Source organism: Clostridioides sp. LIBA-2809 (assembly GCF_056688965.1).
Window position 1 is genome coordinate 1,003,920 of record NZ_CP197004.1, and the last position, 26,969, is coordinate 1,030,888.

Sequence of the window (26,969 nt, forward strand, 5' to 3'; positions counted from 1 at the left end):
GTATGGTAAATAAAGATGAAAAATAATTTTAAAAATTATGTTAGTTTAAGGAGTAAGATTATAATTATATCAGTTGTATTTCTGTTAATTCTATTAATTGTATCTTATATATTTGGTAAATTAGTTTATGATAGTTCAGTTGGTTCAGAACAACTAATAAAAAAAGAAGATGTGATAAAAGTATTTTCTGAGAGAAAAGATAAACCACTAGAGAAATTAAAAAACTATAAGACAGATGAATTAATGATACAGAGTTCTAATAATTACAAACTTGAAAGTATTTTTATAACTTCAAATATAAAGACAAAAGATACTATTATACTTGTTCATGGAATAGGAAGTTGTCACTATGAAATGCTAAAGGTAGCATATGGATACTTAGATAAAGGTTATAATGTATTAATCTACAATCAAAGAAATACTGGTAATAGTGGAGGCGATAATTATACATTTGGACTTTATGAAAGGTATGATTTAGATAGTTTAGTTAAATTTGTAAAAAATAAATTTCCAGAGGGAAGACTAGGGATACATGGGTTTTCTATGGGGGCAGGAACAGCTGCTATGCATACAGAGATAAACCTTAGAAATAGAGACGTTGATTTTTATATACTGGATTCTCCTTATTCTAAAATGAGAGAAGCGATTAGAATGGGAGTAATAGAAAAGCGCATACCAAAGGTATTAGTCAACTATGTAATAACATGTGGAGATTTATATAATAAGTTCAAATCTGGATTTTGGTACAGTGATGTAAGACCAGATGAGGCAGTTAAAAAGTCTAATGCTCCTATACTATTTATACATGGAACAAATGATAATGTCTGTGATTATCAAAACAGCCAAAAAATGTATAATTTAGTTAAACACGATAAAAAAGAGATATGGCTTATAGAAGGTGTTGGTCATGTTGATGGATATGAGCATGATAAAACGGTATATTTCAATAAAATCTTTAAATTTATAGATAGTAATGTTGTTAATGATAAAAATTAGTTGTATATTAATAGCTTATTTATTTTGGCATTTAGCAAAAATAGATAAGCTATTTTTATGTTTAAATATAAATAATATTTAGTAATGTGAATTAATTTCTAGTAAAAATGAAAATAACTACCAATTAAATTCATTTATACCTCAAATGAAAGAGTTAGTATTATATTACAATAAAATCTAAAGAAAAGAGAGGTAATATATATGAAAAACAAAAATAATAAAGAAATGTTGAATATGAAGGTATTAAGAGTTTTAGGATTACTATTAATACTTTTTGATTATACAGGAGATACTTTAAATTTTTATAATTTCTTTGCTAAACCGTTGGTATCGGGGAGTTTATATCAGGTAGGGGGTACTGATTATATTGTATTTTTATTATTTATTGTAGAATGTATATACCTAGTTGGAAGATATATCTTAAAAGTTAAAATAAATTGGTGTAAAGTTACTGAAAATGAAAAGGATACCTTTATAAATAGCTTATTAGTTGAAAAAATACAAGAAGAAAGCAACATTGTATATAATGTATTAAATTCATACATATTGCCACATATATATAACCAAGGAAGAGTGTTGCTTGTTAGAGTACATCATATGTTAATCTATGTTAAGGAAAAGTACTATTATGTAAATATCTATTAATATAATAGTACTATAAAATTTACTATATTGAAATTTGTATTAGGTGTTAAAATAAATAAGGTGAATATTTTCAAAAATACACCAAAATCGCAATTTATTTTGTCCTCGAGTTATAAATTTTGCAAAAAATTATAAATCTTATAAAATAGATTGCGATTTTAATTCTATACTTCTGCTATGATTTTACCTGCATCAGTTAAATCATATCCACCAAGACCTTGAAGTTCAGCCTTAAACTCAGCTGAGTTTATTATGTTAATTATAGTTTGGTAGACTGGATTTTGTAAGTCTTCTTTTTTAATAACTAAATCATAACGTTCCTTGTGAAGAGGAATAAAGTCAATATTATTTACTTGTAACGCTGCTTTTTCATTCCCTAAACCAACATCAGCTATTCCACGAGAAACAGTACTTGCAACTCCAAGATGTGATAACTCTTCATTGTCATAACCCTTTATATGGTTACCATTAAAATTTAGAAGTCTAAGCTTACCATCAAGTAGAACCCTAGTACCAGCCCCCTTTTCTCTGTTGACAAGAGTTATGTTTGGTCTAGTTAAATCCTCCCAAGTTTTTATTTCTTTAGGATTGCCTTTAGCAACATAAAAACCTTGCATTCTATAAGCCAAATTTATAAGTACACATGGGATTCCTGGTAATAGTTTTTTAACAAAAGTGCTATTATATTCATCTGTTTCAAAATCCCATAGATGAGATGATGCTATAGAAACTCTACCATTATATAATTCATATAAAGCATTATAACTACCTATATAAGAGCGAAATGTATTTACTCCATCTAATTTTTTTTCAACAGACCTAGCTAAAATATCTAATATTACATCTTGACCAGAAATAATAACTTTAAAATTATTATTTATAGACATATTTTTATTGTTAAAATGTGTATCTTTTATTTTACCAGTCTTTTGACTGTTGATATATTCTTCAACATCTTTAATATCAACTCTTATTTTTTTTCCTACTTTATAAGAAGGAAGTTCACCTCTTTTGATTAATTCATATACAGTATTTTTTGTTATCTTTAATAATTCAGCTACCTCAACAGGCGTCAAAGATGATAATGAGTCCATAATACACCTCCATATAAGGTTATTTTAACATTAAAAAAAGAAAAATGTAGGAAAATATTTAAAAGTAATATAAATAATTTACTTGAAAATTTATTAGTAGGTATATATAATTAAGTTATACGTAACAAAACATGATAAAACATGATAAAACATATTAAAATGTGTATTAAATTTATAAAAAGGGAGATTGGTATGAAAAGAATATTGGGAATATTAGGGCTAGTTGCATGTTTAACTTTGGGGACAGTTGGATGCAATAGTAATGAAAGCAAGAAAGAGGATGAAAGACAAGAAAAAACAAATAAAAGTAGTGATGCAGTAGAGTTAAACATATCGGCTGCTGCAAGTTTAAAAGAAGCAATGGCAAAGCTTGAAGAAGAATACAAAAAAGTTGATTCAAATGTAAAACTTACAGTTAATTATGGAGCATCAGGTTCATTACAACAACAGATAGAACAAGGAGCACCATGTGATTTATTCATTTCAGCAGGTCAAAAACAAATGAAAGCTTTGGATGAAGAAAAGCTACTGGTTTCTGATACTATGAAAGACTTAGTAAAAAATGATTTAGTTCTTATTTCTTCTACTGACAGTGATGTGTCTAGTATGAAAGATTTGACATCGGATAAAGTAAAGAAAATTGCTGTTGGTGAAGCTGAAAGTGTTCCAGCAGGGAAATATGCAGATGAAGTATTAACTAATTTAGATTTAAAAGATAAATTAAAAGACAAGTTAGTATTTGCAAAGGATGTAAAAGAAGTTCTAGCATGGGTGCAATCAGGAAATGCTGATGTTGGATTCGTTTACTTTAGTGATACTGTTAATAATGATAAGATAAAAGTGGTTGAAAAAACAGATGAAAAAACTCATTCACCTATTACATATCCAGTTTCAGTAATTAAAGCTAGTAAAAATGTAGATGCTGCTAAGAAATTTGAAGAGTTTTTGTTAAGTGATGCAGGTCAAAAGATTTTTGAAGAATTTGGGTACAAAAAAGTAGAATAAGTTTACAAATAAGTTATGTATATTTAAGTATAAATTATATATAAATAAATGAAAATTGAAAATAATTGTATATTATAATAAAATGGAAATAGTGAAATTAATAGACATATTAATTTCACTATTTCCATTTAAGATTAAGGAGGGAAAGATGGGAACAGATTGGTCACCTTTATGGATATCACTTAAGACATCTTTTTTGTCAACAGTGATAACTTTTATAATAGGAATATTTGTGTCATATATTATGGCTAACTATAGAGGTAAATGGAAAGGTCTTATAGATGGGGTATTTACACTTCCATTAATTTTGCCACCAACAGTTGTAGGATTCTTTTTATTATTGTTATGTGGTAAAAATGGGTTTGTAGGTAAGTTTTTATTAAACTTTGATAAGACCTTGATATTTAGTTGGACAGCAACTGTAATTTCAGCAGTAGTGGTGTCTTTTCCTATGATGTATAGAACTTCAAGGTCGGCATTTGAGCAGATTGACAATAATATGTTGTCAGCTGCTAGGACGTTAGGTCTTAATGAATGGAACATATTTTTTAAGATTGCAGTTCCATTAGCATGGCCTGGAATAATTGGTGGATTGGTGCTGTCATTTGCTAGAGCTCTTGGAGAATTTGGTGCTACACTTATGATAGCTGGAAATATACCTGGAAAAACTCAAACTATGCCAATAGCTATATTTTTTGCAGTTGAGGGCGGAGATATGAATAAGGCTATGATGTGGGTTATGATTATTGTAGCAATATCCATAGCGATGATTTTATTATTAAATTATTGGTCTGAATTTCAGCAGAAAATTATAGGAAAGAGGTGTAGATAATTGAGCTTATATGTAGATATTGAAAAAGATTTATCCTCTTTTAAATTAAAGGTAAAAATTGAACAAGAAAAAGGAATTTTAGGTTTTCTAGGAGAATCTGGTTCTGGAAAAAGTATGACATTAAAATGTATAGCAGGGCTTGAGAAACCAACAAAAGGTAAGATTGTATTAAACGATATAGTATTGTTTGATTCTGAAAAAAAGATAAATTTGTCAACACAAGAGAGAAAAGTCGGCTTTCTATTTCAAAACTATGCTTTATTTCCACATATGACTGTAAGCCAAAATATTGAGCTTGGGCTTTTAAAACTGAGTAAGAGTGAAAAAAAAGAAATAGTAGAAAGATACCTGGACATACTTAAATTAAATGGATTTGAGGGGAGATATCCTTGGCAATTATCTGGTGGTCAACAACAAAGAGTGGCACTAGCTAGAGCATTAGCTACATCTCCAAATATATTACTTCTAGATGAGCCTTTTTCAGCACTAGACCATCATTTAAGAAGTAACATGGAAAAAGAACTTATGAATATGCTAAAAGACTACAAAGGAGATATATTATTTGTTACTCATGATATTGAGGAAGCTTATAGAGTTTGTGATGATATTATGGTATATAACAAAGGAGAAGGTCTTCCCAAAAGACCTAAAAAAGAATTGTTTGAATCTCCAAAGTATCTTATGGAAGCAAAGATAACAGGATGTAAAAATATATCTAAATTAAATAGGATAGATAAAAATACTGTTTATGCTACAGATTGGGGATGTGAGTTGACATTAAATAGAGTAATAGGTGATAATATAGAATATGTGGGAATCAGAGAGCATCATATTAATGTCTTGGATTCTAATGAAGATTTAAGTGGAAAGCTATGTTTTGAATTGATTAACATTATAGAAAATCCATTTACATATACTATATACGTTAGAAAACACGATTTATCTAACCAGTGTATGCCTATTCAAATAGAATTAGAAAAGAGTAAAATGAGATTTAAGAAGGGAGACAGCATTTATTTAGATTTTCCACAGGAATATTTATTTTGCTTTAGATACAATTATAACGAAAAGGAGTAAATTATATGACTGAAAAAGAAAAAATGTTGTCAGGGAAAGGTTACTATGCAAGTGATAAAATTCTAGTAAAAGAAAGAGAGAAATGTAAAAGATTAACTAGACTATTTAATAACACTTTAGAGGATGAATATGAGAAAAGAGAAGAAATTCTAAGCGAACTATTTGGTTCAGTAGGTAGTAAAATAAATGTAGAACAAAATATAAGATGTGATTATGGATATAACATCCATGTAGGTGAAAATTTTTTTGCAAATTATGATTGTATATTCTTGGATGTATGTAAAATAGAAATCGGTGATAATGTAATGCTAGCACCAAATGTTCAAATCTATACAGCCTATCATCCAATGGATGCACAACTTAGAAATTCTGGTATAGAGTATGGTTCTCCTGTGAAAATAGGTAATAATGTATGGATAGGTGGTGGAGTAATCATAACTCCAGGTATTACTATAGGTGATAATGTAGTAATAGGTGCAGGAAGTGTAGTGACAAAAGATATTCCATCAGATACTGTGGCTGTTGGAAATCCATGCAGAGTAATAAAGAAAATAGAGGAATAAATATTGATTATATAAATCTTGTAAAAATGAAGTCTATAAAAAGAAAGCTTATAAAAATAAATTAAGAGTGTTTACACATAATTTTAAATAGAAAATATATTAAAGTAAAAATATATGCCTGTTTCTTGGTTTAAAAAACTTATAGAAACAGGCATAGTAATTATAGAGAAAATATATTTAATTTTATATCGTTCAAACTAGAGTAGTCAAATTATTTATTTTCAGTCTTAACGTAAACTATATTATTGTCAGAAGGTTTATCTATAGAAAGTGCTTTTAATGTATCTTCATTAATAATTAAATTAGTTTCATCTAAACTTGTTATAGGCATATCTGAAACTTTAGATTCTCCTTTTAGCACTTTAACAGCCATCTCACCAGTTTTATATCCCAATTTTTCGTAATTTATACCTTGGCAAGCCAACGCTCCTCCTTTTACCATTCCTTCCTCTGCTGCTATTATAGGGACTTTATTTTTAGTAGCAAGTTGAGATACTATAGGCATGGAAGAAGCAAGTAAATTGTCTGTAGGAGCATAAATAACATCAACATTTCCCATTAAACTAGAAGCTGCTTGATTTATTTCACTAGAAGAACTAATTCCCTTTTCAACAATCTTAAGTCCTTTTTTATCAGCATATTTTTTCAGATTATCAACTTGAACTTTAGAATTTACTTCACTAGTATTATATATGACACCTATAGTTTTCGCCTTTGGAACGAGTACATCAAGAGCTTCCATACTTTTTTCAATTGGTGTAAAGTTAGAAGTTCCCGAAACATTTTTACTTGGCTTATCTAAAGAATCTGCAAACCCAGCAGAAACAGGGTCAGTTACAGCAGTGATAAGTATAGGTATATCTTTAGTTGCATTATATGCAGCTTGAGCAGATGGTGTAGATATAGCAAATATCAAGTCTTTTTTATCAGATACGAATTTACTTGCTATAGTCTGTGTAGTAGGCATATCATTTTGTGCATTTTGGTAATCTATTTCTATATTTTTACCATCCTTAAATCCATTATCTTCTAAAGCTTTAACAAAGCCTTCTTTAGATGCATCTAAAGCTTGGTGTTCAACTAATTGTGTAATACCAATTTTTTTTATATCATTGTTTTTGCTGGATGATTCATCTGAATCACCTTCATTATTCTTAGAGCAACCTGTAATGGTAGATATACTAAGAACACCAATCAAAGTTAAATTTATTAGTTTACTTCGTTTCATTTTGACCACTCCCTCAAAAAATCTATTATATCTATTCTTGCTTAGTTTTTACATAAGAAATATTATCATTAGAAGGTTTTTCCATGCCTAAAGCTTTTAATATATCTTCATTAACTATGATATCCGTATCATCCAATGTAGCTACAGGCATATCAGAAACAGATTCTCCATTTAAAATTTTAACAGCCATTTCACCTGTTTTGTAACCTAATTTTTCATAGTTGATACCTTGACAAGCAAGAGCACCTTTTTCGACTGGTCCAGATTCAGCAGCTATAACAGGAATTTTATTTTCAGTAGCTATTTTAGAAACTATAGGCATAGAAGAAGCTACTAAGTTATCTGTAGGAACATATAAGACATCTATTTTACCAACTAAACTAGAAATTCCTTGGTTGACTTCATTTGAAGTAGTTACACCCTTTTCAACAACTTTAAAACCATTTTTAGATGCATATTCTTTTAAGGCATCTACTTGAACTTTTGAATTAACCTCACTAGTATTGTACATAACTCCTATAGTTTTTGCATTAGGAGCAAATATTTTAAGAAGTTCTAAGCCTTTGTCTACAGAAACAAAATCTGATGTTCCAGATACATTTCCACCTGGTTTTTCAAGTGTTTTAACTAATCCAGCAGCAACAGGGTCGCTTACAGCAGTCATAAGTATAGGTATATCTTTAGTAGCATTGAAAGCTGCCTGAGCTGATGGAGTAGATATAGCAAATATTAAATCTTTCTTGTCAGATGCAAATTTACTTGCAATACTTTGTGTAGTGGGCATATCATTTTGAGCATTTTGGAAGTCTATATCAATATTTTCTCCATCTTTAAATCCATTCTTTTCTAATGCTTTTACAAATCCTGCTTTGGTAGCATCTAATGCTGGATGTTCAACCAATTGAGTTATTCCAATTTTTTTAACTTCTTTATTTTTAGAAGTACTTTCTTGTTTTGAATTACCAGAATGTCCACCTTGTGAACATCCTGTAAGCATAGACACACTAAGTGCACCAGCTAAAACTAAACTTGCCAATCTTTTTTTATTAATCATTTTTATATCCCCCTCAAGAATTTTGTTATTATATATGTTCATATATTCATATGAATTGTTGTAAAGTTAGCATAATTATTATATTTTTGAGTTTATTTTTAGAAATAAACTAAACTTAAATTAGTATAATAGATATATTTTAAACTGCATATTCAAATTTTTCTAAGATTTCTTCAACTGTTAATTGCTCTTTTTCTTTACCCTTTACATCTAAGACAACTTCACCTTTATGAAGCATTATTAGCCTATCACCATATTGAAGAGCGTGTTTTAAGTTGTGAGTAACCATAAGTGTAGTTATATTTTTTTCTCTTACAATTTTATTAGTCAACTCAATAACTTCATTTGATGTTTTAGGGTCAAGTGCTGCTGTATGTTCATCAAGTAATAAGACAGAAGGATTTGTCAAGCATGACATAATTAGTGATAGTGATTGTCTTTGACCTCCTGATAAAAACTGTACTTGAACATCAAGATATTTTTTTAAATCAAGAGATACTCCTTCTAATAAGTTTTCTAAGAAATCTCTTTTGTAACGAAGACATTTTCTTAAGTTTAATAATTTTCCCTTATTAAGAGCTAGAGAGAGGTTTTCTCTAACTGTCATAGAAGGACAAGTTCCTAGACTTGGGTCTTGGAAAACCCTACTTACTATTTGAGTTCTTCTATGTTCAGCTAAGTTAGATAAATTATGTTTATTTAATAATACTTGCCCAGAAGATTCTTTTATAAGTCCAGATATTATGTTTAGTAAAGTAGATTTACCAGTTCCATTACTGCCTATTATACTTACAAATTCGCCATCTTCTATATCAATTGATAAATTCTCAAATATAGTATTAGGTTGACCGTATGGATTAGGGAAACTTTTTGAAAGATTTTTAATTTGTAACATCTATAACACCTCTTTTTTCGGATTTATTTTTGGTACTAGCTTTGTGGTTGTTTTTTTTTAGTGAAATATTTAAGTTACCAGTAGCTAAGAAAGCTATTATAACTATAGCAGTTATCAGTTTTAAGTCGGTTGATAACATTCCTAAACTCATTGCAAAGTATATAGTGAATTGGTATATAAAAGAGCCAACGATTATTGCAGTAGTATCTTTAATAAAAGTGAATTTCTTAAATAATGTAATACCAATTATGATAGATGCAATTCCAAGAACTAAAGTTCCTATACCCATATTTACATCTGAGAATCCTAAGAACTGAGCCATAAGGCTACCAGATAAAGCTATAAGTCCATTTGAAATCATAAGTCCTAGTATCTTTATAGAGCCGATATTTATACCCAAAGATTTAATCATTTGAGAGTTATCGCCAACACCTTTTAAAGTGTATCCAAGACCTGTCTTTAAGAATAAGTCTAAGAAGACTTTACAGATAAATACAAACACCAAGGCTAAAACTATAGGCGATACTTCTCCATTGAATAAGTGCTTGAAACTAAATAGAGGGATATTTGATTTTCCCATTATTCTTAAATTGATAGAGTATAGCATCCCCATAACCAAAATACCAGAAAGCAAATTAGAAATCTTAAACTTAATGTGAAGAATTCCAGTAACAAGACCAGCAGTGCAACCGCATAAGATAGCCATTAGTGTTGCCACTACAGGGGAAATACCATTAGTAAGAGAAAATGCTACGATAGAAGCACCCATTGTGTAGCTACCATCAGCAGACATATCTGGAAAATCTAAGATTTTGTAAGTTATATAAACCCCCAGTGCCATAATCGATAAAATTAAACTTTGCGCCATTACAGATATAATACCTGACATAAATAAAACACTCCTTTGAAAATATTTTTATAATTTTAATTATTTGCTAATTTTGTGTATAAAAAAACCACATAGTATACAAAACTATGTGGTGAAAAACACGAATAAGCCACATAGTTTAATCTATGTGGCTCTTATATAGTTAAATGAAAACTCTATAAACAATATAGCCAACATAGATACAATCCCAAAATGTTAATAGTCTTAAGGGGCCTGTATCTATGTTAAAACGTAGGTACAAACCCTAAAAATAGTGGCTATAATAATAATATTTTTTATTGTTTAATAAAGTATTCATAATTATCTCTCCCTTTTAATATTTTAATTAGTCAGAAAATTATATGTATTCTCGACTTGTTATAAATTATAAATTATACAATAATAAAAGTCAACTGCTAAATTTAATTAAAATACTAAATAATGTATGCTTAGATAACTTTTAAATTAATGTAGTAATTGAAAGAAACGTTATCCTAGCTTTGGATTAATGTGGAAAATTTGTGAAAATATTTACTAAGCATAGAGTCTATATGTATATACATCCATACAATTTTATAAAAAAAAGCTGTCTAAAGAATATTAAAATTCTTTTGGACAGCTCAAGTTGTGATTAGAAAGTTATGTAACTTTCATAATCAGTCGTCAATATAGACGACTTTTATGGAAAATGAATAACTTTATATGCAATACTTAAATTGCTAAAATAAGCACAATTTTCAAAGGGTTAGGGTGGATAAGAGTACTTATTATATAAAGTTTTCATATTACCTACTTTGTTGAAATTAATAAGTGTTATTCTGCAGATTTTGTATTTTCATCTGACTTTATATACTTTATATTATCTGCTGATAACTTTTGCATGTCAAGTGCTTTTAGTGTATCTTCATTAATTATTATTTCAGTTTCATCTAACATAGTAACTGGTATATCACCAACAGATTTTCCTTCTAACACTTCAATAGCAAGTTCTCCAGCTTTGTAGCCTAGCTTTTCATAGTCTATTCCACAACAAGCTAAAGCACCAGAAGATACAGAGCCTTCTTCAGAAGCTATTATAGGAATTTTGTTTTCATTAGCAACTTTAGAAACTATTGGCATAGAAGAAACTATTAAATTGTCAGTAGGAACATATAAAACATCTATCTTGCCAACTAGGCTAGAAATAGCTTGATTGACTTCACTTGAAGAGCTAATTCCTTTTTCGACAACTTCATAATTATTTTTCTTAGCATAATCATGTAGAGAATCAACTTGAGTTTTTGAATTAACTTCACTAGTATTGTATATAACACCTATTTTTTTTGCTTTTGGAGCTAGTGTTTTAACTAATTCCAATGTTTTATCAATTGAAAGATAGTCTGATGTACCAGAAACATTTCCACCTGGTTTTTCAATAGATTTAACAAGCCCAGCTTCTACAGGGTCTGTAACAGCAGTCATGATTATAGGTATATCTTTAGTAGCATTATAAGCTGCTTGAGCAGATGGAGTAGATATAGCGTATATCAAATCTTTTTTATCAGATACGAATTTACTTGCAATACTTTGTGTAGTAGGCATATCATTTTGTGCATTTTGGAAGTCTATTTTTATATTATCTCCATCCTTATAGCCTTTGTCTTCAAGTGCTTTTATGAATCCTTTCTTTGCCTTATCTAGAGATGGATGTTCTACTAATTGAGTGATACCTATATTTTTTTGTTTATTGCTATCTGTTTTGCTCTTTTCATTAGAGGCACTAGAGTCACCATTTTGAGAACATCCAGTAAGCATTGATACACCAAGTACTCCTGCTATAATTAAACTTAATATTTTTTTACTTTTTATCATTTTATTTTCCTCCCTCAAAATTTAAATAATTATATTTGTTCATATATTCATATAAAAGATTATAAGTATACTTGCTTAAGACTAAGTTTCTTATTTCTTAAACTGCATATTCGAATTTTTCTAAGATTTCTTCAACTGTTAATTGTTCTTTTTCCTTATCTCTTACATCTAAGACAACTTCACCTTTATGAAGCATTATCAACCTATCACCATATTGAAGAGCATGTTTTAAGTTGTGAGTAACCATAAGTGTAGTTATATTTTTTTCTCTTACTATTTTGTCTGTTAACCCAATAACTTCATTTGATGTTTTAGGGTCAAGTGCTGCTGTATGCTCATCTAGCAAGAGAACTTTAGGACTTGATAAACTAGACATAATTAATGATAGTGATTGTCTTTGACCTCCTGAAAGATATTGTACTTTTATATCTAAGTATTTTTTTAAGTCTAAAGAAATTCCTTCAAGTAAATGTTCTAAGTCATTCGTTTTATGACGAAGACATCTTTTTAGGTTCAATAATTTCCCTTTATTAAGAGCTAAAGATAAGTTTTCTCTAACTGTCATAGAAGGACAAGTTCCAAGGCTTGGGTCTTGAAAAACTCTACTTACTATCTGAGTCCTTTTGTATTCGGCTAAATTTGTTATAGTATTATTGTCTAAAGTAATTTCACCAGAAGATTCTTTTATAAGCCCAGATATTATATTTAATAAAGTAGATTTACCAGTTCCATTACTGCCTATGATACTTACAAATTCACCATCTTCTATATCAATTGATAAATTCTCAAATATAGTATTAGGTTGACCGTATGGATTAGGGAAACTTTTTGAAAGATTTTTAATTTGTAACATCTATAACACCTCTTTTTTCGGATTTATTTTTGGTACTAGTTTTGTGGTTGTTTTTTTTTAGTGAAATATTTAAGTTACCAGTAGCTAAGAAAGCTATTATAACTATAGCAGTTATTAGTTTTAAGTCGGTTGATAACATTCCTAAACTCATTGCAAAGTATATAGTGAATTGGTATATAAAAGAGCCAACGATTATTGCAGTAGTATCTTTAATAAAAGTGAATTTCTTAAATAAAGTAATACCAATTATGATAGATGCAATTCCAAGAACTAAAGTTCCTATACCCATATTTACATCTGAGAATCCTAAGAACTGAGCCATAAGGCTACCAGATAAAGCTATAAGTCCATTTGAAATCATAAGTCCTAGTATCTTTATAGAACCGATATTTATACCCAAAGATTTAATCATTTGAGAGTTATCACCAACACCTTTTAAAGTGTATCCAAGACCTGTCTTTAAGAATAAGTCTAAGAAGACTTTACAGATAAAAACGAATACTAAGGCTAAAACTATAGGAGATACTTCTCCATTGAATAAGTGCTTGAAACTAAATAGAGGGATATTTGATTTTCCCATTATTCTTAAATTGATAGAGTATAGCATCCCCATAACTAAAATACCAGAAAGCAAGTTAGAAATCTTAAACTTAATGTGAAGAATTCCAGTAACAAGACCAGCAGTGCAACCACATAATATAGCCATTAGTGTTGCCACTACAGGGGAAATACCATTAGTAAGAGAAAATGCTACGATAGAAGCACCCATTGTGTAGCTACCATCGGCAGACATATCTGGAAAATCTAAGATTTTGTAAGTTATATAAACCCCCAGTGCCATGATTGATAAAATTAAACTTTGCGTCATTACAGATATAATACCTGACATAAATAAAACACCCCTTTGAAAAATATTTTTAAATAATTTTTTAAATTTAATTTTAAAATTGAATTTTGGTATAAAAAAACCACACAGTACATATAACTGTATGGCAAAAACACGAATGAGCCACACAGTATAATCCATGTGGCTCTATATTATGATGATAAAATAAAAACTTTAACAACAATTACTATAGCCAACACAGATACAATCCTTAAAAATCATAATCCTAAGGGGTTTGTATCTATGTCATGACAATTTGTCTTAACTTAGCTACAAACCCTAACTAAATTGGCTATTAAAAAATCGTACTTGTTTGTTTAATAAAGTCTTCATGTTTATCTCTCCTTTTAATTTAATAATTTTGAAAATTTTGTTTTCTATTTTGTATAGTAATTAGTTTAATACAGTAAAAAATAAAAGTCAACTATAAATTTTGAAAAATTGTTAAATTATCAGAAAATTTGATTTAAATAAAAAAATTTTTATGTGTGGAATATAGTAATATTCTTGATTACTATTTTCTAAATAAAAATAAAAAATATCAATAAGCAATAAAAGATTATAAAAAGTAAAAAATCTTTAGATGATTAGTTCAAATAGGCTTTAAACCAACATAATAACTCAAATTATGTGATATAATAAAATTAAATAATTATTTTAATTCAAAATTTTTTGTTATTTTAAATTGCTTTAAAATTTTAGCTTTAGTAATTTTATTATGACATTTATGATATTAAAAAGACTTCAATAGATATTTATCTGTGGATATTTAAGAAGTCTTTAACTTTATAGGAGTGATGATTTATGCTGATAGGTACATCTAATTTAAGTAAAAATGTTGATGCTGCATGTGTGGAAGAGTTGGGAATTCCAATGGTTGTATTAATGGAAAACGCTGTGATGTCTGCAATGAAAAATATGGATATAGATATATATAATAGTTATGTTGTTGTATGTGGTGTTGGAAATAATGGCGGAGATGGTCTTGGAATAGCAAGACATTTAAATACAAAAGGAAAAGATATAGAAGTATTTTTAGTTGGTAATCTTGAAAAACTAAGTGAATGTTCTAAAATAAACTACAACATACTTTTAAATATGGGAATTAATATTATAAATATTAATAAAAATGATTTAAATGAAAAAGAAGCTGGAAATACAAATGAAAAAGAAGTTGATAAAATTATTAAGGTTGAGAAAGAAAATATTATAAAAAATAAAAATTTAACAATATTTAAAAATACAATATCTAAAAGTGATGTTGTAGTAGATGCTATATTTGGGATTGGATTAAAACGAGATATAACTGGTATTTTTAAAGAAGTAATTGATATAGTAAATGATAACAGTAAAAATACATATTCTATAGATATTCCATCTGGTATAGATAGTGATAAAGGATATGTATTAGGAACTTGTATTAAAGCAAATAAGACAATTAGTTTTGAGTTTTATAAGAGAGGTTTTTTAAACTATGATACTAGTTCACTTATAGGTGATGTAATTGTAGAAAAAATCGGCGTTCCAGATTTTATTACAAGAAAATACCATGAAGATGAGTTCATAACTGATGAGAATTTTGTGAAAAATAGTATTAGAAGAAGAGATATACATGGCTTTAAAAGCGATTTTGGAAAAGTATCTATAGTTGCAGGTTCAAAAGGATTTTATGGTGCAAGTTTTATAGCAACTGAATCTGCTGTTAAGAGTGGAAGTGGACTTGTAACGTTAATTAGTGAAGAAGATGTACAAAACAAGGCATCTATTAGGCTTACAGAAGCAATGACTGCAAATTTTGAAGAAGAAAGATTAGATAAACTATTGAGTTCTAGTGATGCAATTGGTTTTGGTCCGGGAATGGGAGATAATAATCAAACATTTGATAAATTACTCAAAATAGTAGAAAATTCTAATTGCCCAATTGTATTAGATGCTGATGGATTAAACATTATGAAAGATAGATGTTATAGCTTTTTAGAATGGAAAAATAGATTCGTGATTACACCTCATCTGGGAGAAATGGCCAGGTTGACAGGAGACTCAATTGGGTATATAAGAGAACATAGAGTAGATGTAGCAAAAGAATTTGCTCAAAAATATAATGTTGTTGTACTTTTAAAAGGATATCAAACTGTCATAACAGATGGTAAAAAAACATATATAAATCCTACAGGAAATAGCTGTATGGCAACTGGTGGGATGGGAGATTGTTTGCTTGGTATGATTACTTCATTTATAGGTCAAGGTATGGATATATTTGAAGCTACAGTTAGTGGAGCATATATACATGGCTATATAGGAGATAAATTAAGTAAAAAGATGTATACAATAAATGCCACAGATTTAATAAGTAACATTTCGTTAACAATGAAGGAGTTTTTGCTTGGATAACAAATTATATTTGATACTACTTTGTAACAACTTTAACAAAGTATGTTGATATAATACTATTAAATTAATTTAAAATTAATTTATTTTATTGATTTAGAGTTTAAATTTATAGTTAAAAGCATTGTATAAACATAATATTTATATAGGGTTATATAATTCATATGAGAAGAGGGTAGATAGTATGAAGTTAATATGGTTGATAGTAGCAATCTTATTTGGAATAGCAGAAATGTTGACACCAAGCTTGACACTAATATGGTTTAGTGTAGGAGCGGTAATTCTTATATTTTTAAGTAGCTTTATAGAGAGTATATTATTACAAATTTTAATATTTGCAGTAATCTCTATAGCAATGTTGGTTGTAGCTACTAAAAAAATTGTAAAAAAAGATAAAGGATATAAGTCTAATACTAATTTACAAGCAATGATGTCTAAGAAAGGTATTGTTACAGAAGAGATTTCTCCAAATAACACAGGTCTAGTTGTAGTTGAACATGAAACATGGACGGCTATTTCTATAGATGGTGAAAAGATAGAAAAAGATGCCACAGTAGAAGTATTGAAAATAGAAGGGGTAAAACTAGTTGTTAAAAAAGTAAATGCTACAACTAGTGTTACGAATCAATAGAATAGAGGAGGATTTATAGTATGGGTACTAAAATTGTTTTAAGTATTGTATTAATTGTAGTAGTCGTAGCAATAAGTTTAACCTGCATAAGAGTTATAAAACAATCTAAAGTAGGTATAATAATGAGACTTGGTAAGTTTCAGAAAGTAGCAGAGACAGGTGTACATTTCTTAATACCATTTCTAGATAAAATGGCATATGTAATTGACTTGAGAGAAATCGTAATAGATTTCCCACCTCAGCCAGTTATAACTAAAGATAATGTAACTATGCAGATTGATACAGTTGTGTATTATAAAGTTACAGACCCAGTTAGATATGTATTTGAGATAGCAAATCCAATAGCTGCTATTGAAAACTTAACAGCTACAACATTAAGAAATATAATTGGTGAACTTGACTTAGATGAAACATTAACATCAAGAGATATAATAAATGTAAAAATGAGAACTATCCTAGATGAAGCAACAGATAAATGGGGAATAAAAGTAAACAGAGTAGAGTTAAAAAATATAATGCCTCCTCATGATATTCAAGTTGCTATGGAAAAACAAATGAGAGCAGAAAGAGAAAGAAGAGAAGCAATACTTCAAGCAGAAGGTAATAAATCAGCTGCAATATTACAAGCAGAAGGAGAAAAACAATCTGCAATATTAACAGCAGAGGCTAGAAAAGAAGCTATGGTACGTGTAGCAGAAGGTGAAAAAGAATCTGCTATATTGGTTGCAGAAGGTGAAGCTGAAGCTATAAGACAGACAGCTATTGCTAAGGCACAAGGTGAAGCTGAAATGATAAAGAGAACTCAAATGGCAACAGCAGAAGGTTTAAAACTAGTATTTTCAGCAATGAAAGAGTCTGATATTGATAATAATATTTTAGCATTAAAATCTATGGAAGCACTTGAAAAAATGGCTGAAGGTAAGTCAACAAAACTTGTTTTACCTTCAGAAGCAGTTAATTTCTTAGGAACATTTAAAGGTATAAAAGAAGTTATGAGTGATGATAACAAAGATATATTAGATGTAAAAGAAGTTCTAGGTGACAATGAGTCATTAAAAAAATAAAAGAGTTTTGTTATCGAAGGAAGGAAATGGAAATTAAAGGTCGAATTAATTAAATATAGCACAAAAATGCACGTTGAAAAGAAGAAGACTTATAGCTTTTTAAGTCTTCTTCTTTGTTTTTATTTAAAAAATGGTATTATAAAAATAAATTAACAGAATCTTTATACAATTTATACTTTACTAATATAAAAAGTGTTATATAATAATATATAAAACATGTAGGTAATGAGAATGATTTTAACTAATCATTTGTACTATTAGCATACATAGTTATAAAAGTATCAATGATACTACTAAGAAAACTAATAATTGAGTTGGAATTTCATAATTTATTGTTTAGATGACAAGAAAATAAATATTAATATAAAGATAAAATTGACTAGTGGTTATTTAAAAATTTTTATATAATTATTTTACAAAATTAGAATTATGTTTTACTATTATGAATTTAATAAATAAAAAATAAGTATGTTTATACAATATAAAAGATTTATAAAAAATGTTTTTTATGTCTATAAAATAAAATTTGTATTATTTTTTAACTGAGAATTGAATATTAATAAATACTATAGTCTTTATGGAAAATAATGTATACGTAGATAAGTCCATTATGGGGTATACATTATATCAATTGTATAGTTGGTATTATTTTATTTTTATTAAAGTATCGTTTTAGCAAGATTTATACACAGCATTTATTGACTGATAGAGTTTATAAAAGTAAAAATGCAATTATAAATATTAATTACTAGATGAGGGGAGTGTCATTAAATGAAAAAAGAGATGTTAGCTATGATTTTGGCAGGAGGTCAAGGTTCAAGGTTAGGAGTTTTTACAAAGAGAATTGCCAAGCCAGCTGTGTCATTTGGAGGCAAGTATAGAATTATTGATTTTGTGTTAAGTAATTGTTCAAACTCTGGTATTGATACAGTTGGTGTTTTAACTCAATATAGACCATTGATATTAAATTCACATATAGGTATGGGAAGTCACTGGGATTTGGACAGAATAAATGGTGGTGTATATGTTTTACAACCATTTATGAATGAAAAAGAGGGAAATTGGTATAATGGTACAGCACATGCAATATATCAAAATATGGATTTTGTAGATACTTATAATCCAGAATATGTATTGATATTATCTGGTGACCATATATACAAAATGGATTATAGCAAGATGTTAAAGTTTCATAAAGAAAAAGGCTCTAAAGCTACAATAGCAGTAATTGAAGTTCCTTGGGATGAGGCTTCTAGATTTGGAATAATGAATACAAATGAAGATTCAAGTGTCTATGAATTTGAAGAAAAACCAAGCGAACCTAAGAGTAATTTGGCATCTATGGGAGTGTACATATTTGATTGGAAAATGTTGAGAAGTTACTTTAAAGAAGCAGAAAAAAATTCAGAAATAAATTATGATGATTTTGGAAAAAATTTAATACCTAAAATGTTAGAGGATAATGTTGGAATGTATGCTTATCCATTTAAAGGCTATTGGAGAGATGTAGGGACTATACAAAGTTTATGGGATGCCAATATGGATATAATAAAATCTCCAGAAACACTTGATTTAGCAGACCCTAAGTGGAAGATATATACAAATACTATGGCGATGCCTCCACAATATATAGGTAAAAATGCAAATGTTCATAGATCAATGATAGCAGATGGTTGTAGGATTTTAGGTGAAGTAGGGAACTCTGTATTATCACATGGAGTTGTTGTTGGTAAAGGAAGTAAAGTAATTGATTCAGTAATAATGCCAAATGTTGTAATAGGTGAAAATGTAACTATAGAAAAAGCTATGATAGGTGAGTGTGCAACTATAAATGATAATGTTCAGATAAAAAATGTAAATAATGAAATAAATGTAGTTTCTGAGTATGAAAATATCGAACCTAGATGCGTATTAATAGAAGGAGGTCTTTAAGATGAGAAATGAATGTTTAGGTATAATAAATTTAAACAAAAAAGGAGACCCAGCAATAAACAAACTTAATTATGGAAGACCAATAGCATCTACACCAATAGCTGGAAGATATAGAATAATAGACTTTGCTTTATCTAATATGATAAATTCAGGAATCACTAAAGTTGGAATATTCGCAAAGGAAAAATACAGATCATTGACAGACCACATAGGTAGTGGGAAAGATTGGGATTTAAGTAGAAAAAAAGGTGGCTTATCAATTTTTAGTCCAGAAAACACTAAGTACAGAAATACTTATTCACATAGAGAAGGTGATATATACACTATCTTAGCAAATCTAGATTATATAGAAAAGAGTGAAGAAGAATATATTTTAATAGCTCCTAGTTATATGCTATGCAATTTAGATTATTCTCAGGCATTAGAATACCATAAAAAATCTCATAATGATATAACTATAGTATATAAAAATGTAAATAATGCAAATAAAGATTTTGCTGGTAATTTAACTTTAAATTTAGACAGTAACAATAGGGTAATAAATGTCGGAAATAATTTGGGTAAATTCCCTAGAGCAAATATATGTATGGAAACTTATATTATGAAACGTGAAGATTTTGTAGAATGTATATATAATATTGTAAATAAAGGCAATTATTGTTATCTAGAAGAATTCATTATTGAAGAAGCAGAAAATATGAAAGTAGGAGCTTATGAGTATACAGGATATCTAAAATGTGTAAATTCTGTTGAATCATATTTTGAAATGAGCAAAGATTTATTAAATTTAGAAATTGCTGATGAATTATTGTATTCTGAAAGAAAGATATTTACAAAAGAAAAGAATGAATCTCCTACAATTTATACAGATAGTGCTAAAGTAGAAAATAGTTTTATAGCATCAGGTTGCCTAATTGAAGGGACTGTAAAAGATAGTATTATATTTAGAAAGGTCAATGTTGAAAAGGGAACAGTTATAGAAAACTCAATAGTAATGCAAAATTGTGTAATAAAGTCAAATGTAAAATTATATAATGCAATATTAGATAAAAATACAAATATATCAAATGGAAAAGAGTTAAGAGGAGATGAAAAATATCCTCTTGTAGTAGAAAAGAATACAAGTATATAAATATATTTTTTAGAAGGGGGAATGACTAGTGAAGGTTTTTTATGTAACAGCAGAGTGTTGGCCCTTTGCAAAAACTGGAGGATTAGGAGATGTTTCTTATGCATTGCCTAAAGAATTAAAAAAAGAAGGTGTAGATGTAAGGGTTATAATGCCTAAATATTCAACTATACCAAGTTATTTAAAAGATCAACTAAAAGAAATAGCTGTGTTTAGTGTACGTGTTGGATGGAGAAATCAATATTGTGGACTTTTAGAAATGGAACTGGATGGTGTCAAATTTTACTTTATAGATAATGAATTTTATTTTAGAAGGGAAGACGAAAGAAAGAGTATATATGGATATGGAGATGATGCAGAAAGATATACTTTCTTTACAAATGCTGTTTTAGAAGCTATACGTAGAATTGACTTTTATCCAGATGTAATACATATAAATGATTGGCATACAGGCATGTTACCATTGATTTTAAAAGAGAGATATGCAACCCTTGAGGGGTATAAAAATATAAAAACTATGTATACTATACATAATCTGCAATATCAAGGTGTGTTTGATAAGTTTGTTTTAGATGATATATTGGACTTACCTCAAAAATACTTTGATAATGGAGATATAGAATATTATGGCTCAATAAACTTTATGAAAGCTGGAATAAATTTTGCAGATAAAATTATAACTGTTAGTCCTACTTATGCTAATGAAATACAAACACCATTTTATGGTGAACAATTAGATGGTTTGCTTAGAAAAGAATCAGGAAAATTAAAAGGTATATTAAATGGTATAGACTACGATTTAAACGACCCTGCAAAAGATAAAGACATATTTGTTCACTATGATGTAGATTCTATTGATAAAAAGGTAGAAAATAAATTGAAGTTACAAGATATTTTAGGGTTGAAAAAAGATTCGTCTATTCCATTGATAGGAATAGTTTCAAGATTAGTTTCTCAAAAAGGATTTGATTTAATAGCGTATATGATGCCTGAACTTATGAGAGAAGACTTACAAATTGTTGTTTTAGGAACAGGAGAACATCAATATCAATCAATGTTCAATTATTATGACTCTAATTTTTCAGATAAAGTATCAGCTAGAATTACTTTTAATACATCATTAGCTCAACAGATATATGCTGCAAGTGATATATTCTTAATGCCATCGCTATTTGAGCCTTGTGGTATAGGGCAAATGTTGGCTATGAGATATGGTTCTTTACCAATAGTTAGAGAGACCGGAGGACTTAAGGATACTGTAATACCTTACAATAAATTTACTGGTGAAGGTAATGGATTTAGTTTTAAAAATTACAATGCTCATGAGATGTTTTTCTGTTTGCAAAATGCAATCAAAGTGTTTAGAGATAAAGAAGAATGGACTAAATTAGTTGAAAATGCAATGAACACAGATAATAGTTGGAAAAAATCAGCTAAGGAGTATATAGAAACATATAGAGACATATGTGATTAAAGGAGTGGTTTTTTTGGTAACAATAAGCAAAAAGAAATTCAAGCAAAAATTTGAAGTGAAAATGTATAGCTTATATGCACAATCTATCAAGGAAGCTACTGATGAACAATTGTTAAATGCACTATGTAGTTTACTGAAAGATGAAATAGCAAAAAAATGGGTTGCTACAAAGTTAGACAAGAAAAAAGAAGTTTATTATTTTAGTCTTGAATTTTTGATAGGAAGACAATTAAAATCCAATTTACTAAATTTGAATATTGAAGAAGAAGTTAGAGAAGGTTTATCAGAATTAGGAATTAATTTGGATAGTTTAATTGAAGCTGAAACAGACCCAGCCTTAGGAAATGGTGGTCTTGGTAGACTAGCAGCTTGCTTTTTAGATTCTATGGCATCCTTGAATATAAGTGGTCAAGGGTATGGAATAAGATATAAATACGGTTTGTTTGAACAAAAATTTATAAATGGTTATCAGGTAGAAGTACCTGATAACTGGCTTACAGAAGGACGATATGCTTGGGAAACTGTAAGACCAAATGAAGCAACAATGGTGAAGTTTGGTGGAGAGGTGGAATTAGTTAAGGAAGGTAGTCATTTAAAAGTAATCCATAAAAACTACCTTCCTGTAATGGCAATGCCTTATGATATACCGATAATTGGGTATCAAAATCAATGTATAAATACTTTAAGATTGTTTAAAAGTGAGATACCAAAGAGAGATTTTGGTGAACTTACTTCAAATGCTCTAAATTATTCTGGTAGTTATGAAGAGGCTTTAAAACATAAGTATTATACTGAGGAAATATCACAGGTGCTATATCCAGATGATTCAAATTATGCAGGAAAGTTATTGAGATTAAAACAAGAATACTTTTTTGTGAGTGCAGGTATACAAGATATAATAAGAAAATATAAAAAGAACAAATTGGATATCAACAATTTATTTGATAAGGTAGCAATTCATATAAATGATACACATCCTACCTTATGTATACCAGAACTCATGAGAATTTTGCTTGATGAAGAAGATTTATCTTGGGATGAGGCATGGCAAATAACTAAAAAAACAGTATCTTATACTAATCATACTATAATGTCAGAAGCTATGGAAAAATGGCCTGTAAGTATGATGAAAGAGCTATTACCAAGAATTTATATGATAATAGAAGAAATAAACAGAAGATATGTAGAGGAATTAAATAATAAAGGATATGACCAAGATAGAATAAATAGAATGAGTATAATACACTGGGATAACATCAACATGGCAAACTTATGTATTGTCACAAGTCATAGTGTAAATGGAGTTGCTAAGCTTCATACTCAGATTCTTGAAACTGAGGTATTGAAAGATTTCTATCAAGATGAACCAAATAAATTTAATAATAAGACTAATGGAATTGCACATAGACGATGGCTTATAAGTTCAAATCCTCAACTTAGTAATTTAATTACAGATTTAATTGGTGATTCGTGGAAGAAGGATACTTTACAATTAAAGAATATTGAAAAATTTAAAAATGATTCTTCTGTTTTACAGAGACTTGATGATATAAAATACGATAATAAAGCAAATTTAGCAAAGTTTATAAAAGGTAAATATGATTTAAATATCGACCCAAGTTCAATATTTGATGTTCAAGTTAAGAGATTACATGCTTATAAAAGACAGTTGTTGAATATATTTAATGTCCTTCATATGTATCATGAGTTGCTTGATAATCCTAATTTAAATATTGACCCGAGAACTTTTATATTTGGTGCAAAAGCTGCACCAGGATATTATTTAGCTAAGTGTATAATTAAATTTATAAATTCTGTTGCAAGTACTATAAACAATGATGTTAGAGTAAGGGACAAGTTAAAAGTAGTATTTTTAGAGAATTATGGAGTATCATTAGCAGAGATAATAATACCAGCAGCAAATGTTAGTGAGCAAATTTCAACTACAACAAAGGAAGCATCTGGAACAAGTAATATGAAGTTTATGATGAATGGTGCTATAACTTTGGCTACACTTGATGGTGCAAATGTAGAAATATGTGAACAAGTGGGTAAAGAAAACATGTTTTTATTTGGGCTTAGTGCAGAACAAGTATTGAATTATAATAAGTATGGTGGATATTCTTCACTTGATTTATATCATTCTAATATGAATATAAAAAGAGTCGTAGATGATTTAATAAATGGATTTATTCCTAATCTAGGTGAAGAAGGAAGAAGTATTTATAATTCACTTACTACTTACAATGATGAATATTTTGTATTGAGAGATTTTGAAAATTATGGTCAAGCTCAGGCTGATATAAATAGATTATATAGAGATAAAGAAAAATGGAATACAATGTCTTTGATTAACATAGCTAACTCGGGATTTTTCTCTTCAGACAGAACAATTTCTGAATATGCAAAAGACATTTGGTTTAAAAGGGTGTGATTAGATGCAAGATATAATAGAATATAACTCTTGGGATAAAAATTTTAAGGCTCCGTTTGGAGCTTTAAAATTTGATGAGGAATTGACAATTTATGTTAAAGTAAATGAAGACTATAATGTCGATTCTATTTCCCTAGAAATAAATAAAGAAGAAGAAATGAGAACAATAACTTTAAATGAAGAATTCGGTAATGACAAACTTGGAAAGTGTTTTTGTTGCAAGATGGAAAGACTTGAAGAGACAGGTATTTATTTTTATTATTTTAAAGTTGATGTTGAAGTGGATGGTAATAAAAAAACTGTATTTTATGGAAAGAATAGAGAAAATGGATACTCTTGTGAGTATAATTATAATGATATTAATAAATATCAAATCACTGTTTATAAAGATTTCAAAGTGCCAACATGGTATAAAGAAGGAATACTTTATCATATATTTGTAGACCGATTTAATAATGGTAACCGAAATGGTAAGGTTGATAATCCTAAAAAGAATAGCTTTATATATGGTAATTGGGAAGATACACCTATGTACATAAAGGATAGTGAAGGTGATATTGTAAGATGGGACTTCCATGGTGGTAATTTAAAAGGTATAATTAATAAGCTTGGCTACCTAAAAAAACTAGGAGTAAGTATATTATATTTAAGCCCTATATTTGAAGCATCTAGTAATCATAAGTATGATACTGGAGATTACAAAAAGATTGACCCAATGTTTGGAGATGAGGATATATTTAAGGAGCTTATCAATAAAGCAAAAGAAAAAGATATATCAATAGTATTAGATGGCGTTTTTAGTCATACTGGAGCAGATAGTAAATACTTTAATATGTATGGAAACTATAATAGTCTAGGAGCATACCAATCAAAAGAATCTCCATATTATTCATGGTACATGTTTGAAGAATTTCCTCAAAAGTATAAAAGTTGGTGGGGTGTCAAGACATTACCAAATATAAATGAATTAGAAAATACCTATATGGATTATATAATATATGACAAAGATAGTGTTATAAATAAGTGGATAGATATGGGTGTTAAGGGTTGGAGATTGGATGTTGCAGACGAATTACCAACTAAGTTTATAAGAGAGTTAAAAAAGGAACTAAAAAAAGCTGACGATGATTCAATTCTTATAGGAGAAGTTTGGGAAGATGCATCAAATAAGATTAGTTATGGTCAAAGAAGAAGTTATCTATTAGGAGAAGAATTAGATTCTGTTATGGGATATCCTTTCAGAAACAACATGTTTTCTTTTCTAAAAGGAGAAATTAACTCATATGAACTTTGTAATAGATATATGGAGATTAAGGAGCATTATCCAAAAGAATCATTTAAGTCTAATTTAAATTTAATTGGTACACATGATGTTACAAGAGCTAAAACTGAATTAGGTGATGATGTGGATTTAATGAAGCTTGCAGTAGCTATACAGATGACATTTGAGGGTGTACCATATATATACTATGGAGATGAAGCAGGTCTTTGTGGAGGCGTTGACCCAGATAATAGAAGGACATATCCATGGAAAAATGAAGATGAAGATATACTTAGTTTTTATAAGGATATTATAAAAATTAGAAATAAAAATAAACTTTTAAACTCAGGAGATACAGAATTTATATATACTGGAAATGATTCTGTATTCGCTTTTATTAGATTTAATGAAAATAATGATAGAATATTAATTTTGGTAAATAGAAGTGAGAACACTGAAAGAATATCATTAAATATAGATGGTAGTTTTATTGAAGAAATAACAATAAAATATAGCCCTAAAAATGTAAATGATACAATAAATATTGAAAGTAATGAATTGAAAGTTGATTTAGAAGCTAAATCATTTGGAGTTTTTAGTGTAAATTAAATATGTGAGTTAAAATATAAATAGAAAGTAAAAATGTAGAAAAAGTTTTGATAAATCAAAACTTTTTCTACATTTTTTGTTTAAATTATTATAAAAATTTTAGTATTTTAAAATCTTACAAAGAAGTATAAAAAAATTGATAATTGTGATATTATATAAATTAGTAAGATAAAACGTAACCTCTCTACCAAAGTTGTAGG

The 26,969-nt window shown here is 28.5% G+C and carries 22 protein-coding genes; 14 read left to right on the top strand and 8 right to left on the bottom strand.

What is annotated here, in order from left to right; genetic code table 11:
- Window positions 1–15 precede the first annotated feature (15 nt).
- On the top strand, window positions 16–996 hold the full coding sequence (locus ACTG44_RS04945) for an alpha/beta hydrolase (RefSeq protein ID WP_479921406.1): 981 nt from the start codon (window positions 16–18) through the stop codon (window positions 994–996).
- A gap of 201 nt (window positions 997–1,197) precedes the next feature.
- The gene (locus ACTG44_RS04950) at window positions 1,198–1,641 is read left to right on the top strand and encodes a hypothetical protein (RefSeq protein ID WP_479921407.1); all 444 of its coding nucleotides are present in this window, start codon (window positions 1,198–1,200) and stop codon (window positions 1,639–1,641) included.
- Window positions 1,642–1,805: 164 nt separating this feature from the next.
- Here the strand turns inward: ACTG44_RS04950 and ACTG44_RS04955 are convergent, their stop codons facing one another.
- Window positions 1,806–2,735: a substrate-binding domain-containing protein gene (locus ACTG44_RS04955; protein WP_479921408.1), complete on the bottom strand. Its 930-nt coding sequence runs from the start codon at window positions 2,733–2,735 to the stop codon at window positions 1,806–1,808.
- Between the two features lie 192 nt (window positions 2,736–2,927).
- Between ACTG44_RS04955 and modA the strand changes: the two genes are divergently transcribed.
- The 4 genes from modA to ACTG44_RS04975 all read left to right on the top strand — a co-directional run bounded on the left by modA (window position 2,928) and on the right by ACTG44_RS04975 (window position 6,212).
- A complete protein-coding gene (modA, locus tag ACTG44_RS04960; protein WP_479921409.1) occupies window positions 2,928–3,740 on the top strand; it encodes a molybdate ABC transporter substrate-binding protein in 813 nt (270 codons plus the stop codon).
- A 148-nt stretch (window positions 3,741–3,888) separates the two neighbouring features.
- Window positions 3,889–4,572: a molybdate ABC transporter permease subunit gene (gene modB / locus ACTG44_RS04965; RefSeq protein WP_021383675.1), complete on the top strand. Its 684-nt coding sequence runs from the start codon at window positions 3,889–3,891 to the stop codon at window positions 4,570–4,572.
- On the top strand, window positions 4,573–5,649 hold the full coding sequence (locus ACTG44_RS04970; RefSeq protein ID WP_021383641.1) for a sulfate/molybdate ABC transporter ATP-binding protein: 1,077 nt from the start codon (window positions 4,573–4,575) through the stop codon (window positions 5,647–5,649).
- A gap of 5 nt (window positions 5,650–5,654) precedes the next feature.
- Window positions 5,655–6,212, top strand: coding sequence for a sugar O-acetyltransferase (locus tag ACTG44_RS04975; RefSeq protein ID WP_479918286.1), 558 nt, complete (start codon window positions 5,655–5,657; stop codon window positions 6,210–6,212).
- Window positions 6,213–6,423: 211 nt separating this feature from the next.
- On the opposite strand, the gene ACTG44_RS04980 is transcribed toward ACTG44_RS04975, so the two are convergent.
- The 7 genes from ACTG44_RS04980 to ACTG44_RS05010 all read right to left on the bottom strand — a co-directional run bounded on the left by ACTG44_RS04980 (window position 6,424) and on the right by ACTG44_RS05010 (window position 13,850).
- Entirely contained in the window at window positions 6,424–7,440 is a 1,017-nt protein-coding gene (locus ACTG44_RS04980) for an ABC transporter substrate-binding protein (protein WP_479921410.1), read from the bottom strand.
- 31 nt (window positions 7,441–7,471) lie between these two features.
- Window positions 7,472–8,494 (bottom strand): CD0873 family tyrosine ABC transporter substrate-binding lipoprotein, encoded by a 1,023-nt coding sequence (locus ACTG44_RS04985; protein ID WP_479921411.1) that lies wholly within the window; start codon window positions 8,492–8,494, stop codon window positions 7,472–7,474.
- 139 nt (window positions 8,495–8,633) lie between these two features.
- A complete protein-coding gene (locus tag ACTG44_RS04990; protein WP_021383597.1) occupies window positions 8,634–9,389 on the bottom strand; it encodes an ABC transporter ATP-binding protein in 756 nt (251 codons plus the stop codon).
- On the bottom strand, window positions 9,376–10,278 hold the full coding sequence (locus ACTG44_RS04995) for an ABC transporter permease (RefSeq protein WP_479918289.1): 903 nt from the start codon (window positions 10,276–10,278) through the stop codon (window positions 9,376–9,378). The genes ACTG44_RS04990 and ACTG44_RS04995 overlap by 14 nt, the downstream gene beginning before the upstream one ends.
- A 792-nt stretch (window positions 10,279–11,070) precedes the next feature.
- Window positions 11,071–12,108: an ABC transporter substrate-binding protein gene (locus ACTG44_RS05000; RefSeq protein WP_479918290.1), complete on the bottom strand. Its 1,038-nt coding sequence runs from the start codon at window positions 12,106–12,108 to the stop codon at window positions 11,071–11,073.
- Window positions 12,109–12,205: 97 nt separating this feature from the next.
- Window positions 12,206–12,961, bottom strand: coding sequence for an ABC transporter ATP-binding protein (locus ACTG44_RS05005; protein ID WP_021383681.1), 756 nt, complete (start codon window positions 12,959–12,961; stop codon window positions 12,206–12,208).
- Window positions 12,948–13,850: an ABC transporter permease gene (locus ACTG44_RS05010; protein WP_479918291.1), complete on the bottom strand. Its 903-nt coding sequence runs from the start codon at window positions 13,848–13,850 to the stop codon at window positions 12,948–12,950. The genes ACTG44_RS05005 and ACTG44_RS05010 overlap by 14 nt, the downstream gene beginning before the upstream one ends.
- A gap of 801 nt (window positions 13,851–14,651) precedes the next feature.
- Here ACTG44_RS05010 and ACTG44_RS05015 point away from each other — a divergent pair.
- The 8 genes from ACTG44_RS05015 (at window position 14,652) to ACTG44_RS05050 (ending at window position 26,769) form a co-directional block, all read left to right on the top strand.
- Window positions 14,652–16,238 carry an NAD(P)H-hydrate dehydratase gene (locus tag ACTG44_RS05015; protein WP_479918292.1) on the top strand — a complete coding sequence of 529 codons (1,587 nt, stop codon included), beginning with the start codon at window positions 14,652–14,654 and terminating at the stop codon, window positions 16,236–16,238.
- Between the two features lie 181 nt (window positions 16,239–16,419).
- Entirely contained in the window at window positions 16,420–16,866 is a 447-nt protein-coding gene (locus ACTG44_RS05020; protein ID WP_479919944.1) for an NfeD family protein, read from the top strand.
- Between the two features lie 20 nt (window positions 16,867–16,886).
- Window positions 16,887–17,930: an SPFH domain-containing protein gene (locus ACTG44_RS05025; RefSeq protein ID WP_021383684.1), complete on the top strand. Its 1,044-nt coding sequence runs from the start codon at window positions 16,887–16,889 to the stop codon at window positions 17,928–17,930.
- A 771-nt stretch (window positions 17,931–18,701) separates the two neighbouring features.
- Complete coding sequence (locus ACTG44_RS05030) at window positions 18,702–19,862, top strand: glucose-1-phosphate adenylyltransferase (protein WP_021383694.1); 1,161 nt, start codon at window positions 18,702–18,704, stop codon at window positions 19,860–19,862.
- 1 nt (window position 19,863) lies between these two features.
- Window positions 19,864–20,994 (top strand): glucose-1-phosphate adenylyltransferase subunit GlgD, encoded by a 1,131-nt coding sequence (glgD, locus tag ACTG44_RS05035; RefSeq protein WP_021383704.1) that lies wholly within the window; start codon window positions 19,864–19,866, stop codon window positions 20,992–20,994.
- Window positions 20,995–21,022: 28 nt separating this feature from the next.
- On the top strand, window positions 21,023–22,465 hold the full coding sequence (gene glgA, locus ACTG44_RS05040) for a glycogen synthase GlgA (RefSeq protein WP_479921412.1): 1,443 nt from the start codon (window positions 21,023–21,025) through the stop codon (window positions 22,463–22,465).
- 13 nt (window positions 22,466–22,478) lie between these two features.
- Window positions 22,479–24,899: a glycogen/starch/alpha-glucan phosphorylase gene (locus tag ACTG44_RS05045; protein WP_479919945.1), complete on the top strand. Its 2,421-nt coding sequence runs from the start codon at window positions 22,479–22,481 to the stop codon at window positions 24,897–24,899.
- 4 nt (window positions 24,900–24,903) lie between these two features.
- Complete coding sequence (locus ACTG44_RS05050; protein WP_479921413.1) at window positions 24,904–26,769, top strand: glycoside hydrolase family 13 protein; 1,866 nt, start codon at window positions 24,904–24,906, stop codon at window positions 26,767–26,769.
- Window positions 26,770–26,969 lie beyond the last annotated feature (200 nt).